The sequence below is a fragment of the Lysinibacillus sp. genome (genome assembly GCF_032093475.1).
In the GTDB taxonomy this organism is placed as follows: domain Bacteria; phylum Bacillota; class Bacilli; order Bacillales_A; family Planococcaceae; genus Lysinibacillus; species Lysinibacillus irui.
On sequence record NZ_DAMDAY010000021.1, the window covers coordinates 1 to 13,816 of the forward strand.

Here is a 13,816-nt window from a genome sequence, read left to right on the forward strand (position 1 = left end):
TAGATCCCTGTGCAAATCCGGCGTTATTTACAAGAATATCAATTTCCCCGAAGTGCTCGTCCATAAATTGATGCATCGCTTGTACTTCTTGTGAGTTAGAAACATCGGCATGGAAAGTTAAAGCTTTCACACCAAACTTTTCTGCTTCAGCACGTACAGCTTCTGCCTCTTGCTCATTCCCAATATAATTGATTAAAATATTCGCACCATGTTGAGCAAAGCCTAATGCAATGGCCTTGCCAATTCCTTTACTTGAGCCAGTAATTAATACATTTTTACCTGTAAAGTTAATTTCCATCCTGATCATTCTCCAATTTGAATTTTGCAACAAGCCCTTGTAGCTCTTCAGCTGTTTTTCCTAATGAAGAAGAGGCATCCTTTACTTCCTGCATTGTAGATAATTGCTCTTGTGTAGATTTCGAAACATTTGAAGAGAATTCTGCTGACTGCTCTGCCGATTGTTTAATATTATTGACAGATGCCGCTACTTCCTCTGATGAGGCAGAGATTTGTTGTGAGGCAGCTGAAATTTCACGTATTTGGCTAGCTACTTCTTCTGATGAAGTAAGAATTTCTTTAAAGATTTCTCCTACTTCATTCGTGAATGCCATACCCACTTTAACATCCGCTTTCCCTTTCTCCATTACAGTTATCGAAGCGTTAGAATCAGATTGAATAGAACTAATTAGATTATAAATTTCTGTTGCTGACTGTGAAGATTGTTCAGCTAAACGTCTCACCTCATCGGCTACAACAGCAAAGCCTTTACCATGCTCACCTGCTCGTGCTGCTTCAATAGCGGCATTCAATGCTAACAGATTTGTTTGATCGGCAATAGCAGTAATCAAGCTTACAATTTCACTTATTTTTTTCGTATTGACATGTAAACCATTAATTGTTGTCCCTATTTGTTCAACAGAATCATTAATTAATTCCATTTGTGCAATAACTTGCTGTACAACTTGATTACCTCGTTCAGAAGCTTGCGAAGCCGAAATAGAAGATTCCGCAGCCGTGTTAGCAGAGTCAGCAATTTGCTGGATACCTGTAGCTGTCTCTTCCATTGCAGCAGCTGTTTCTTCTGTCATGGTCATAGAAGCTTCAGCATTCTGAGTGATTAGTTTCATATCTTGTGCAATATTTGTGGAGCTGTTATACGTCTCCCCAGCATGTACCGTTAATTGATTGGCTGCTGAAGAAACATGATTTGAAGTATTTCTTATGTTTAAAATAATATGTTGTAAATTAGCAACCATTGTACGAATGGACTCAGATAATTTTCCAATTTCATCTTTTGACGTATCTAAATCCACATCGATTAATTCGCCATTGGCAACTTGATTTGCAACATTTACTACTTTTTTAAGTGGTTTTAAAAGACGGTCTATAATTATGTAAACTAAAACTAATAAAATTAATATTCCGATAATAGCAATAACAATTTGTTTAATAACACTTGTTTTAATTATCGTATTAATATAATCAGCGGAGTAATCAATTCCTAATAATGCAATCAGTTGTCCGTTATCATCTTTAATTGGACTAAAAACGGTTCTCCAAGAGCCAAAAGGATCTTCAAAAATATCCGTTACTTCCGTATTATTATTTTCAATAGCCTTCTTTGCTGTTTCAACATGTTCATCCGCTAAATCAGTAAAAATTTCTCCGGCTTCATACACCTCATTTAAATTGGTTGTATAACCGATTGGGTTGACCCCACCTTCATCTTGAACGTCCCAAATATAGCTCCAACTCATAATACCTTGTTGTTCCTGGATCATATCGAGTTGTTTTTGGATCTTTGTAAACTTAGCGTTCTTTTCCCCTTTTTCAGACAATAAATCTTTTACTTCATCACTATCTAAATTCATAGCTGTCAATAAACCAACACTTTTTAACTCTTGCTCTAAGTCGACAGTCATCCGATTATTTAATTCGCTAATACTTTGCGAAGTAATAATGGCGATGAGCAGTAACACTACAATTGTAACCGTCAGTAAAAGTTTGTTTTTTAATGAGGCATTTTTTAATAACTTCATGATCTTTTTCCCCCTTACAATGATTTTTTTGCAAAAAAATAACCTATTTCAAAAGAAATAGGCATAAAAGAACATAAACTAGAAATTGATGGATATAACTAGCAGTCTTTTGCAACCCAGCCATCCTAGCAATTATTGCCTTAGACCTGTAGCTTTGCGTCTCTACTTTTCAGTAAATTTGCCTATATTTCCACTCCCAAAATTAACACAGCAGGTAAAAGTAGTCAATGCTATCCAGGTAAAATATACATACTTTATACTATTTTACCCTTCGTTAACAAATGGTTGATTGATTGAAAATACAGCAATGTGAAGCCTTCATTCACCATTTCTTTTACATAAATAAAAACAGCTACAACCGTTATTAACGTTGTAGCTGTCTTTTTCATTTCACTTACCCCTAAGTGTTTGAATACATTATACGTTTTGTGTAACAAGTAAAACAGATGGTATAAAGGATAGTGCAAACATAGTGATATACCAAACTGAAGTACGTCGTAATGAAAAACGAACTTTCTTTCGTTCTGCATAAAAAATATCTAACATTACTGCAACAATAAAAGGCATTGTAACACATGCAATAGCTACCAATAAGATGTCAAAATAAATCATACAAGCACCCCTTTGTTTGTGAACATTTTTCATCTTTTTTGTGAACATTTTGTGATAATTTTATTGTACACAATTTCGTCACAAAATGTCAACAAAATTTAAAGAAAAAAATGGTACTTTTTGATTTCTATTGACAAGGCATTTATGCTTTATTCTCTATACTTATATGTTAAGCCTCTTAAAAAATTCCGAACGAATGAATCGCCACATTCTTTATAATTGCGATGGCTTGGATTTCTTAATAAAGCGCCTAATTCACCTTTTGTAACTTTGATTCCACCATCATATAAAATTTCGAGCATATCCTCTGTTGTTAACGCTAAGGCAATTTTTACTTTCTTTAAAAGCATATTATTTGGACTTTCTTTGCCTGTCACAGGTAGCGGTCCTTCAGGCTGACCATCTTTTGATTTTTGTGGTCCACGTTTAAAAGTAATTAATCCATTTAAAAATGCTTCAAGCATTTTATTATTACATTTGATGTATTCTTCTGGCGCTTCTTCCTCATCATTAATCTTAATGAGCATATTTAAGACTTCTTCTTTCGAATAGTCGAGTCCGCCTAATTTAAAAATTTCCACCATATCAACATTTTTTATATCTAGTGCATAGCGTAAGCGAATTAAAATATCATTATTCGTCATTATATTGTCCTCCTTTTACTCCTACTATAGAAATGAGCCAGGCTTTATTATAACAGAGAGTTTGCTGATTATTGCTAGCTTTCCACAAGTTGTTGTTGTTAGCAATTAGCGTGTGCGTTTCCTTCTTTTAAAATGTATGAAAAATACGTTAGCAACCATTCTAAACTCAAGGAGGTGAGAAAAATGGCTAACAATAACCGCAGTTCAAATAAACTTCTAGTACCTGGTGTACATGAAGCTGTCTATCAAATGAAATACGAAATTGCACAAGAGTTTGGCGTTCAGCTAGGGCCAGAAGCATCTTCTCGCGCAAATGGTTCCGTAGGAGGAGAAATTACAAAACGCCTTGTAGAAATCGCTGAGAAACGTTCAAAAGGTTTACTATAATTAATTAAAAACTAATAAGAAAAGAACGAATCCCATTTGAAGAAGTGGAATTCGTTCTTTCGTGATTTTAAAAATTATGCTGTTTGCATTTCCTTGCTGGAGCTTTTAAGCGTGAGCATAACGATAAAGGAAATACAATATAGTGCTGCTAAGTAAATCATTACAACTGTCATATCATAGCTTTGTAAAATATAGCCGACAAAGATTGGTGAAAATCCACCAATAGCTCGACCAAAGTTAAATATCGTGTTTGTTGCTGTACTGCGAATTTGTACTGGATAGAAGCTGCTAATTAATGCACCATACCCTGCAAACATTCCGTTAGAGAAGAATCCTACAACCGCACCACCAATTAATATAGCTGCTGCACCAGTGGCAAAGGAATAAAGGAACACTGCACAAGCAGATGCTAATAAAAAGATACCAAACGATCGCTTCGCACCAAAGCGATCCATAAATCTACCAAATGTCAGCATCCCAATTATCATCCCGACGGCAGTACTAATTGTCCACAATGCTGAGCTTGAGACAGATAAACCTTGCGATTTCTGTAGCATCGATGGTAACCAAATCATCAGACCATTATAGCCTGCGATTTGAACAGTAGCCATTAAAATTAGAGAAAGAGTCGTTAGTGTAATGCGTGGAGAAGCAAATAACTGAGCTAGTTTTCCCTTCTCTTGCTCGTTGTTATCTTTTTTCTGCGCTGCTAACCATTCTTGTGATTCCTCCAGATTTTTACGAACAATAAAGGCGAAGATCACTGGTAATAACCCAACGAAGAATAATGCTCTCCATCCTAAAGTCGGTAAAATGATGGCACTTAATAATGCTGCTAATATAACCCCATATTGTGCCCCTACACTTACATACGAAGAAGCTCTACCTTGTTTATTTTTTGGCCAAGCTTCCGCTACAAGCGCCATACCAATACCGTATTCCCCACCGGCACCTAGACCGGCGATAAATCTATAGACATAAACTTGTTCAATGCTAGTTGCTACTCCTGTTAAGGCTGTGCCGATAGCAAATAGTATGACAGTATATGTAAATACTTTTACGCGGCCATATTTATCTGCTAGCACACCGAAAATAATTCCACCGAGTAGCATCCCAATATTCGTAATAGATGAAATCAATCCACCTGTTGCAAGATCAATATTAAATTCTGCAATAATCATTGTCATGGCAAAAGAAATAAACATAATGTCCATTCCTTCTAAAGTCAACCCAGCCACTGAAGCGACAACGGTTTTTTTCCGATAATCCATTCTTTCTAACCTCCAAGTTTTCTAGTTGTCTATCTCTTTTAGTGTTCGAGTGAATGGATTAAAGATGTCTTGTCCATTCTCTTTTGAAGCCTCACGGGACTTCCTTTAAAAGAGGGATGTGAACAAAAATAAAGCCCTTCTGTCACAGAGGACAAAAGGGCATGCCAAAGCAAAGATATTAGCTTAAAAATATCATGTAGCCCTTTTCAGCCTCTCTGGACCGTATTAAAGGTAATTTATATCGTTCATTTATACCGTTCTACATTCTATAAGATTACGAATGAAAAAGCAATGGTTGAATAGTGGAAATTAACTCGGTAACTCTATAAAGTTTTGAGCAAACTGATAAATTAAATGTGCAGGCACAGCCAAGTTAAGATTCTGGCCATCATCAAAGCCAGCTGTAATCAAACCGACTAACCTCCCATGCATATCCAATAAAGCACCACCAGAACTGCCATTTGAAATTGCAGCCGTAAATTGAATCATAGACATATTTCGTAGATCCCTAAAACCCGAAACAATTCCATCAGAAACTGAATTAAATAATCCTAAAGGACTGCCAATCGCAACAATCTTCTGCCCACGAACTAATTGACCATCTACTTTAACAGGCAAAGGTTTGCTTTTCCTCTCCACCTTTAAAATAGCTAAATCATGCATATCATGATATTTCACAAATTGGTGGGTAATATACTCATTGGTATCATTTTCATATATTACAGAATAATATTTTCCACCGCACACAACATGTAGGTTCGTTAAAATATAACCATCTTGATGGAGAACAACACCAGACCCAAAACATAAAACCTTGTCATCATCCCCGAATGTCTTAATCATTACAACAGATGTCGCAAAGGAGGCTAATTGCTCATAGCTACATTCCTCTGTAATAGCAGTGTAATTAGGGGTTGGGACAGGCATTGGTTGTGGCGCGAGTATGCTTTTCTTCGACCGCAATTTAGGGATTATTATTTCTTGTTCATAGCAATCTTGACATTTATGTAAAGTGGATGATGCTGCAATAATGGGATGCAAATTGGCAATATCACCTTTCGGATTCATATAACAAATATCACATCCTAGTGTGGATAAAAAATATAAGAATAATAATTCGTGCTGTGTAATATCCCCTATAAAAACAATTTTCCGCGATGTACAGTTATCCTGAGAAAAAATTTGAGGCAAATAAATATCTATCCAGTATAAAAATTTTACTGCAAAGTTCTTCAGTAACGTATCATTAGCCTGTGGCTGCTGTTCCTTATAAAGATGGATGATTTGTTTAAAGCTCAGCTTTTTTGACCATTCAAGTTGATCATTCGTTAACGTACCACATAAAGATGTCTCATATAGTATGGGAATAGTATCAACTGCATCCTGCCATTTTCCCCAAAGCTCTGTCAATCTATCTATATCTTTTTTATTATTAATAACCTCAAGCTTATGTAGTCGTAAATAAAATACACTTTCGTTTGTGAAATATTCATCCATTTTTAAAATATCTTCTTTATAAAGATCTACAGAATCAGGTATGCCGATATAACGTAGAAAAATAACTTCCTTCGTAAAGATACTACCGTTAGGATTGATCTGCATAAAGTCCTGAAAAGGATTCGCAGACTTTTTATACTTAATTTTTAACGGTCTAGTTGTCACAATCATCTTCATACAACTCCTATAAGCACGTCATAACAATACATATATACAATTCTCTGACATTCTTTTAAATCCTCCAAAAGAGTCCAATTCTTTAAAGAATTGGTGATTCATATGCAATTGAACAGACTTGTTTAAAACTACATTTCGTGCAGCTTCAATGAAAAAACTTGCATATAAACTCCTCTTTATGATTACAAAAAACGTTGCTAATAATAGCAACGTTTTTTCAAACTCCTTAGACTTTACCGTCCATTATTATTCAATATAATTTGATTCAAAATGATCAAGCAATCCACGTACTTCATCAGTTGATTTCGTGTTCATCAATTGACTTCTTAATTCACTAGCTCCACGGAATCCTTTGACGTAAATTTTGAAGAAGCGATGAAGCCCCGTGATCGAACGTGGTAGTACTTCTGCATAATGATCTTGAAGATCGAGCTGCAGTCTTAAGAGGTCAAGGTATTCTTTACTGCTATGTTCTTGTGGTTCTTTTTCAAAGGCAAACGGATTTTTAAAAATACCTCGTCCAATCATTACACCATCAATACCATATTGTTCTGCAAGCTGAAGCCCAGTTTGACGATCTGGGATATCCCCATTGATGGTTAGTAGCGTATTTGGTGCAATACGATCACGAAGCTTTTTGATTTCCGGAATGAGCTCCCAATGCGCATCTACTAGGCTCATTTCCTTTCTTGTACGTAAATGAATCGAAAGGTTTGCAATATCTTGTTTTAAAATATGTGTGAGCCACTCCTCCCACTCATTCACATCTTTATAGCCAAGTCGTGTTTTCACACTAACAGGTAGTCCACCTGCCTTTGCTGCTTGAATTAATTCTGCCGCAACGTCTGGTCGGAGAATTAGTCCACTACCTTTCCCTCTCGATGCTACATTCGGTACAGGGCAGCCCATATTAATATCGATACCTTTAAAACCGAGCTCAGCCATGCCCATACTCATTTGACGGAAATAGTCGGGATTATCCCCCCAAATATGTGCCACCATAGGCTGTTCATCCTCGGTAAAAAGCAAACGGCCACGCACACTTTTCTGTCCTTCAGGATGACAATAGCTATCGGAATTAGTAAACTCTGTGAAAAAGACATCCGGTCGACCAGCTTTACTTACTACATGACGAAAAACAACGTCAGTTACATCTTCCATTGGTGCAAGTACAAAAAACGGACGTGGTAAATCATGCCAAAAATTATCTATCATGTTAATTCCAAATCCTCTCACTATACTCTAAACTTTTTTATTTTACACGTATACCATGAAACATAAGTACATGTTTATGATAAAAATCAACAATGTTTATTGTAACGAAATTCTGTCCTAAATGATATTTTAAAAACAAAAAAGCAGATGATATAGATTTTTTCTATATCTACTGCTTTTCCATTATACTAACTCCAACCACGCCACCGCTTCACAATGCGTCGAATGCGGGAACATATCTACTGGCTGAATTTCCTGTGTTTGATAGCCACCATCCTCCAAAATACGAAGGTCGCGTGCTAATGTGGCTGGGTTACAGGATACATAAACTACCCGTTTTGGACGCTGTTCTAAAATTGTTTTTAGAAGTGCTTCATCGCAACCTTTGCGTGGTGGATCCACAACAAGCACATCCGCTTCTTTGCCTTCTTTATACCATCTCGGAATAACTTCCTCTGCAGGGCCTGCCTCAAAATAAGTATTTGTAAAACCATTGAGTACTGCGTTGCGTTTTGCATCTTCAATTGCTTGTGGGACAATTTCAACTCCCATGACTGCCTTTGCTTTTTGTGCAAGGAATAAAGAAATCGTACCAATTCCACAATACGCATCAATGACGCGTTCATCACCCTGCAAGTCAGCATAATCCAGTGCTTGTTTGTAGAGGACCTCTGTTTGCTCTGGGTTGACTTGATAGAAGGAGCGAGCTGAAATTTCAAAGCGTACGTCGCCAATTGTATCTATAATGACATCCTTGCCCCAAAGGTTGATCGTGTCATCACCAAAAATCACATTGGTTTTCTCACTATTTACATTTTGCATAATTGATGTGACATTCGGAACAAGCTTTTGAATCACTGCAATGGCTGCCTCTTTTTGAGGGAACTTTTTCTTTTTGGTCACGAGGACAACCATGACTTCTCCTGTTGCTCGTGCCTTTCGAATGACAACATGGCGTAGCATTCCTTCATGTGTATGTTCGTTGTAAGGACGAATCCCTATCGCGTTTAATTCTTTTTTCAAGCTAGCTAGAATTGCATCTGCTTCTCCTGTTTGAATTAAGCAACGTTCCATATCGACAATGCTATGTGTTTTTGTTTTATAAAATCCTGCAATCGCTTGACCTGACTCATTTTCAGAGAAAGGAATTTGCGCTTTATTACGATAATGCCAAGGCTCTTTCATTCCTTTTACAGGAAGAACTGGTTCATCAATTTTACCAATGCGCTGCATCACATTACGCACCATATTTTCTTTCCATTTTAACTGTCCCTCATAGGATAAATGCTGTAATTGACAACCGCCACATTGTTTGAAATAGGCACAAGGTGCTTCCACTCGGTCTGGTGATGGCTCGATAATTTCTACCACTTTTGCAAAGCCATAATTTTTTAAGGTTTTCATCACATGGATTTCGGCTGTTTCGTTTGGTAGTGCGCCTTGTATAAATAATGGATAGCCCTCAACCTTAGCGACACCATTACCATCATGCGTTAAATCTTCTATATAAACAGTAAGTCGTTCATTTTTTTTCACGGGTGCTGACATTCGTACATCCTCCATTTCAATCTCCTTATTGTAGCATGTGTTGGCGAATGAAAAAAGAACAAGACTTGCCGTCATCATTTCTCTTGTAGCCCACTTGAAAAAAGAGCCGCTACTCGCGACTCTTTCCTTGCTCTTTAGTAATATGATAATCCCTTGGTGCCCACCAAAAAGCACACAAGATACCAAGAATGACGACAATAAAAGGCGCATAAAAAATTAAAAAACTTTGCATAATTGATTTCCTCCTATGCGTGATTGTCTTCTTTTCCTGTCACATAGTTTTTATTGAATAAGAATAATTTCATCAATAAATAAAGTGAAGGGAGAAGAAGACACAGCCCTAAAATAAATGCGATGACTAAAGCAATCGCCATTTGTGTGCTTGTGAAGCTATCGTAAATTGTTAAATACGGATACAGTAAATATGGATATTGCGCAATACCATATGCAAAGAAAGCTACTGCAAATTGAGCAATAAGAAGACCAACTGCGAGACCGTATTTTTTACGCATCGCAATGAGTATGACTGTGATGATAAATAAAACAGCTGAAATCGCAAACATCCACCATAAATTAACCATGTGGCTAAAACTTTCTGGATTGATGGATTTCATTTCATACATAATGCCCAGAGCACTAATCATAAGCGGTGCTGCCCACACAAGTGCATATTTTCTCATCAGTTTCGTTGCTTCTTTGTCATTTGCTTTATGGGCATACCAAGTTAAAAATACAGCCGATATATACAATACAGCAGCGATACTTAGCACTACGATACTCCATGCAAATGGACTTGTATATAAAGTCCAATAGTTTAGCACAGGTTGCCCTTCGACTAGATCAACATAGCCTCCACCCGCAATGGCAAAGACCACAGACAAGGAAGCGGGAATTAATAAACCTGCCACACCATATGTCAGTGTATATCCTATATGTCCTCGTGTTCCATAGGATTCAAAGGCATAGTAGGAGCCTCGAATTGCCAATAACACAAGTGAAATACTGACTGGTACAAGTAAAATCGTTCCGTAATAAAAAGCAGTTTGCGGGAAAAATCCTACGATTCCTACAAAGAAGAATACTAAAAAGACATTAGTTACTTCCCAGACTGGCGATAAATAACGTTTAATAATATTTGTTAAAATGTGATTTTTACCAATAAGGAGACTATAGGCGTTAAAGAAGCCAGCACCAAAATCAATTGATGCGACAATCACATAGCCAAATAGAAAAATCCATAATACTGAAATACCTAATATCTCTAACGTCATAGAATGTCACCGCCTTTTTCAGAGTGACGATCTTCAATCTCACGTTCGATTGGATTCTTTTTAAACATTCGTACCAATACAACAATACTTCCTACAGCTAATACAGCATAAACACCTGCAAATAATAGCATCATTAAATCCACATGATCACTCGTAGTAGCTCCTTCTGGTGTACGCATCAAACCATAAAGTATCCATGGTTGTCGTCCCACTTCTGCAAGCCACCATCCCGCTTCAATGGCGATGATGGACAGTGGTCCTCCCGCTACAATAATCCATCTATACCATCGTGAATGAATAAACTGCCATCTCCGTGCCTTCCCTACAACATAAAGTAATGAAACTAGCACCATAAACATACCGATGGAAACCATGATATCGAAGAGATAATGAATATAGAGTGGTGGTAGATCCTCTTCCGCAAATTGATCTAAGCCGATTACCTCTGCATTAGGATTAAAATGTGCAAGAATGCTTAAAGCATACGGAATTTTGATTGCATATTTTACTTCTTCTCCATCTAATACACCAAATAGTACAAGAGAAGCTTTACCTTCTGTTTCAAAATGCCATTCTGCTGCGGCAAGTTTTTCCGGTTGATATTCGGCTAAGTATTTTCCTGAAAAATCTCCAATCACCGCTGCTGCTATGGAGAAGATCAAGCCAATTTTCATTAATAAAAGTAAAGATTTCTTATGGTATACATGCTTAGAACCTTTTAGCATTCTAAATCCTGCAATAGCTGCTAGCACAAAGGCCGATGTCATATACGCTGTAACGAGCACATGTGCCACCTTTGTCGGCATGGCTGGATTAAACATTGCAAGAAAAGGTTGTATATTAACAAGTTCACCGTCTACAATATCGAATCCTCTCGGCGCATTCATAAAAGCATTGACGATTGTAATGAATACCGCTGACATTGATGCTCCCACAGCAACAGGGATTAACAATAGCATATGCTTTTTCTGACTATCAAAGCGGTCCCATGTATATAAATATATGCCCAAGAAGATTGCTTCAAAGAAAAATGCAAACGTTTCCATAAATAGTGGTAATGCAATGGTTTGACCAGCTAGCTGCATAAAGTTAGGCCACAATAAAGAAAGTTGTAAGCCAATGGCAGTCCCTGTTACAACACCAACTGCCACAGTAATAACAAAACCACGCGCCCAACGTCTTGCCATTAAGATATAATGCTCATCATTCTTTTTATACCCAGTCCATTGTGCAATCATAATCATTAACGGGACACCCACACCAATCGTTGCATAAATAATATGGAACGATAATGTTAACTCCGTTAAGGCTCGACTCCAAAAGACTGCTGATTCATTAATCATCTCATTGCCCCCCTAACTTCCAAATATTCTTCCAACAATGGAAAGTAGCATAATAATTGCAACACCAAAGCTTAGCCATATAAGCTTCTTTTCTTGTGACTTATACAAAGGCAACACTTCCTTTCCCTTATCCATACCCCCATTTTCCACTATTACAACGAAAAAAACCTTAATAACGGCCTGAAATTTCAGCCTATTATTAAGGTTTCAAATTTTGTTCAAGTAATATACGCACATTCGCCAAACATTTTTCTAAATTCATTCACAATTCCAGTTCTAAATGATAAAACCGGGATTTCAATGGATTTTATTCTAGTTAGGGAAAATGGATAGAATGGATTTTCAGGAATTTTCTTGCTTCGTAAGTTTCTTTTGATTGTATATTGAAGTTAATTGGGGTGAGCTTTCTTTTGGAGCGGGTCCTATACTTTTATGAGCGCTTTTGGTTTCCTTATGAGCGGGTGCCACACCTTTTTGAGCGCTTCCGCCTTCCTTTCGAGCGGGTGCCACACCTTTTTGAGCGCTTTTGCCTTCCTTTCGAGCGGGTGCCACACCTTTTTGAGCGCTTCCGGCTTCCGTTCGAGCGGGTGCCACACTTTTATGAGCGCTTCCGGCTTCCTTTTGAGCGGGTGCCCACACATTATGAAAAAAGCTCATCCACACTATACTGGATGAGCTTTATAATATTTAAATTCGGTCTTCTTCTCGAATATCAGCAAGAGGAACAAAGATTTCAATGTGACGCTTCAGGTTTTCAAATGTAGCAGGTGCGTCACCGCCATATTCGCCATCTAGGTTGAGATGTACCTCATTTTCAGTTGTCACTTTGACGACACTAGCTTTTTTGTAAATGACGCGATCATCATTCAGGTGCTCGCCTCTTAAGGCCATCGCAGCTAGTTGAATAAACTCTGGGAGGCTTACTTTTTTTAGTACTAGCAATGTAAAGTATCCATCATTAATGCTTGCATCAGGTGCTAGTTTTTCAAAGCCTCCAACTGAATTCGTTAATCCACATAGGAACATCATGGCATCACCATCAAACACTTCGCCATCATATTCGATGCGCATGTGCGAGGCCTTAATTGAAGGGATCATTTCTACTGCCTTTAAATAATAAGCTAACTGACCAAGCATCGTTTTCATTTTACTTGGTACTTCATATGTTAGCTCCGTAATGCGTCCTCCAGCAGCAATATTGATAAAATAGCGTTCACCATTTAATAGACCCACATCAACAGGTAATGTGTCGCCTTGAATAATAATGTCTACTGCCTCATCAATATTTCGAGGAATATGCACGGCACGGGCAAAATCATTTGTAGTGCCCATCGGAATTAGACCAACTTTCGGACGGTTTTCAAATGGACTTACACCTGAAACAACTTCATTTAATGTGCCATCTCCACCAACTGCGATGATGATATCAAAACCGCGTTCTACCGCATTTTTTGCTGCAAGCGTTGCATCACCCTCACATGTTGTTGCGTGACAGGATGTTTCATAGCCTGCTACCTCTAGTTTTTCCAACACCTCTGGTAGATGTTTCTTAAACACTTCGCGTCCAGATGTAGGATTATAAATGATTCTTGCTCGTTTCATAACATACCTTCCTGCTTCATAAGATTCTATTTCATTCAACGAATTATACGTCGAAATGTTGCCATGCTTTTGTTATTTTTGTAAAGCGTTTGTTACCTGCTTTTTAAAATCCTCATAGACATACGTCCAGTATGTTTGATTCGAAATGTTTTCCTCTCGAATTTCTGCATATAAGGCTTTTTGAGCTTCTTCAAATGCTGGATCTTCCTT

General features: G+C 37.5%; 15 protein-coding genes, 1 pseudogene and 1 riboswitch. Of the genes and pseudogenes, 1 reads left to right on the forward strand and 15 read right to left on the reverse strand.

The window, feature by feature from the left end:
- The 5 genes from RT445_RS06940 to RT445_RS06960 form a co-directional block, all read right to left on the reverse strand.
- On the reverse strand, positions 1–298 hold a 298-nt coding region (locus tag RT445_RS06940), incomplete at its 3' end, for an SDR family NAD(P)-dependent oxidoreductase (protein WP_313470207.1).
- Entirely contained in the window at positions 288–2,039 is a 1,752-nt protein-coding gene (locus RT445_RS06945; RefSeq protein ID WP_313470209.1) for a methyl-accepting chemotaxis protein, read from the reverse strand. The genes RT445_RS06945 and RT445_RS06940, both read right to left, overlap by 11 nt.
- Positions 2,040–2,146: 107 nt before the next feature.
- A riboswitch (cyclic di-GMP riboswitch) is annotated at positions 2,147–2,232 on the reverse strand.
- A gap of 61 nt (positions 2,233–2,293) precedes the next feature.
- On the reverse strand, positions 2,294–2,428 hold the full coding sequence (locus RT445_RS06950) for a hypothetical protein (protein ID WP_313470212.1): 135 nt from the start codon (positions 2,426–2,428) through the stop codon (positions 2,294–2,296).
- A 28-nt stretch (positions 2,429–2,456) separates the two neighbouring features.
- A complete protein-coding gene (locus RT445_RS06955) occupies positions 2,457–2,651 on the reverse strand; it encodes a hypothetical protein (protein ID WP_274794569.1) in 195 nt (64 codons plus the stop codon).
- Positions 2,652–2,800: 149 nt separating this feature from the next.
- On the reverse strand, positions 2,801–3,295 hold the full coding sequence (locus tag RT445_RS06960; RefSeq protein ID WP_274794571.1) for a YehS family protein: 495 nt from the start codon (positions 3,293–3,295) through the stop codon (positions 2,801–2,803).
- Positions 3,296–3,478: 183 nt separating this feature from the next.
- Between RT445_RS06960 and RT445_RS06965 the strand changes: the two genes are divergently transcribed.
- A complete protein-coding gene (locus tag RT445_RS06965; RefSeq protein ID WP_313470215.1) occupies positions 3,479–3,682 on the forward strand; it encodes an alpha/beta-type small acid-soluble spore protein in 204 nt (67 codons plus the stop codon).
- 74 nt (positions 3,683–3,756) lie between these two features.
- Here the strand turns inward: RT445_RS06965 and RT445_RS06970 are convergent, their stop codons facing one another.
- The 10 genes and pseudogenes from RT445_RS06970 to RT445_RS07015 all read right to left on the reverse strand — a co-directional run.
- A complete protein-coding gene (locus tag RT445_RS06970) occupies positions 3,757–4,953 on the reverse strand; it encodes an MFS transporter (protein ID WP_313470217.1) in 1,197 nt (398 codons plus the stop codon).
- Positions 4,954–5,262: 309 nt separating this feature from the next.
- Positions 5,263–6,621, reverse strand: coding sequence for a trypsin-like peptidase domain-containing protein (locus RT445_RS06975; protein WP_313470222.1), 1,359 nt, complete (start codon positions 6,619–6,621; stop codon positions 5,263–5,265).
- A 252-nt stretch (positions 6,622–6,873) separates the two neighbouring features.
- Positions 6,874–7,842, reverse strand: a complete 969-nt coding sequence (locus RT445_RS06980; protein ID WP_313470224.1) for a tRNA dihydrouridine synthase — start codon at positions 7,840–7,842, stop codon at positions 6,874–6,876.
- A 183-nt stretch (positions 7,843–8,025) separates the two neighbouring features.
- Positions 8,026–9,390, reverse strand: a complete 1,365-nt coding sequence (gene rlmD, locus RT445_RS06985; protein WP_313470247.1) for a 23S rRNA (uracil(1939)-C(5))-methyltransferase RlmD — start codon at positions 9,388–9,390, stop codon at positions 8,026–8,028.
- Positions 9,391–9,499: 109 nt separating this feature from the next.
- Complete coding sequence (gene cydS / locus RT445_RS06990) at positions 9,500–9,622, reverse strand: cytochrome bd oxidase small subunit CydS family protein (RefSeq protein WP_012292033.1); 123 nt, start codon at positions 9,620–9,622, stop codon at positions 9,500–9,502.
- 13 nt (positions 9,623–9,635) lie between these two features.
- Entirely contained in the window at positions 9,636–10,661 is a 1,026-nt protein-coding gene (locus RT445_RS06995) for a cytochrome d ubiquinol oxidase subunit II (protein ID WP_274794575.1), read from the reverse strand.
- Positions 10,658–12,004, reverse strand: a complete 1,347-nt coding sequence (locus RT445_RS07000) for a cytochrome ubiquinol oxidase subunit I (RefSeq protein WP_312507239.1) — start codon at positions 12,002–12,004, stop codon at positions 10,658–10,660. The genes RT445_RS06995 and RT445_RS07000 overlap by 4 nt, the downstream gene beginning before the upstream one ends.
- Positions 12,005–12,346: 342 nt before the next feature.
- Positions 12,347–12,661 (reverse strand): hypothetical protein, encoded by a 315-nt coding sequence (locus RT445_RS07005; protein WP_313470227.1) that lies wholly within the window; start codon positions 12,659–12,661, stop codon positions 12,347–12,349.
- A gap of 30 nt (positions 12,662–12,691) precedes the next feature.
- Positions 12,692–13,606, reverse strand: a complete 915-nt coding sequence (locus RT445_RS07010) for a diacylglycerol kinase (RefSeq protein ID WP_274794577.1) — start codon at positions 13,604–13,606, stop codon at positions 12,692–12,694.
- Between the two features lie 72 nt (positions 13,607–13,678).
- A pseudogene (locus RT445_RS07015) lies at positions 13,679–13,816 on the reverse strand (thioredoxin family protein); the annotation flags it as partial.

What these genes read in the sequence shown, in the direction of transcription:
- RT445_RS06975 (WP_313470222.1), bottom strand. Translation starts at nt 6,621, where the DNA reads ATGATTGTGACAACTAGACCGTTAAAAATTAAGTATAAAAAGTCTGCG.
- RT445_RS06980 (WP_313470224.1), bottom strand. Translation starts at nt 7,842, where the DNA reads ATGATAGATAATTTTTGGCATGATTTACCACGTCCGTTTTTTGTACTT.
- RT445_RS07005 (WP_313470227.1), bottom strand. Translation starts at nt 12,661, where the DNA reads ATGAGCTTTTTTCATAATGTGTGGGCACCCGCTCAAAAGGAAGCCGGA.
- RT445_RS07010 (WP_274794577.1), bottom strand. Translation starts at nt 13,606, where the DNA reads ATGAAACGAGCAAGAATCATTTATAATCCTACATCTGGACGCGAAGTG.
- RT445_RS06945 (WP_313470209.1), bottom strand. Translation starts at nt 2,039, where the DNA reads ATGAAGTTATTAAAAAATGCCTCATTAAAAAACAAACTTTTACTGACG.
- cydS (WP_012292033.1), bottom strand. Translation starts at nt 9,622, where the DNA reads ATGCAAAGTTTTTTAATTTTTTATGCGCCTTTTATTGTCGTCATTCTT.
- RT445_RS07000 (WP_312507239.1), bottom strand. Translation starts at nt 12,004, where the DNA reads ATGATTAATGAATCAGCAGTCTTTTGGAGTCGAGCCTTAACGGAGTTA.
- rlmD (WP_313470247.1), bottom strand. Translation starts at nt 9,390, where the DNA reads ATGTCAGCACCCGTGAAAAAAAATGAACGACTTACTGTTTATATAGAA.
- RT445_RS06955 (WP_274794569.1), bottom strand. Translation starts at nt 2,651, where the DNA reads ATGATTTATTTTGACATCTTATTGGTAGCTATTGCATGTGTTACAATG.
- RT445_RS06950 (WP_313470212.1), bottom strand. Translation starts at nt 2,428, where the DNA reads ATGAAAAAGACAGCTACAACGTTAATAACGGTTGTAGCTGTTTTTATT.
- RT445_RS06970 (WP_313470217.1), bottom strand. Translation starts at nt 4,953, where the DNA reads ATGGATTATCGGAAAAAAACCGTTGTCGCTTCAGTGGCTGGGTTGACT.
- RT445_RS06965 (WP_313470215.1), top strand. Translation starts at nt 3,479, where the DNA reads ATGGCTAACAATAACCGCAGTTCAAATAAACTTCTAGTACCTGGTGTA.
- RT445_RS06960 (WP_274794571.1), bottom strand. Translation starts at nt 3,295, where the DNA reads ATGACGAATAATGATATTTTAATTCGCTTACGCTATGCACTAGATATA.
- RT445_RS06995 (WP_274794575.1), bottom strand. Translation starts at nt 10,661, where the DNA reads ATGACGTTAGAGATATTAGGTATTTCAGTATTATGGATTTTTCTATTT.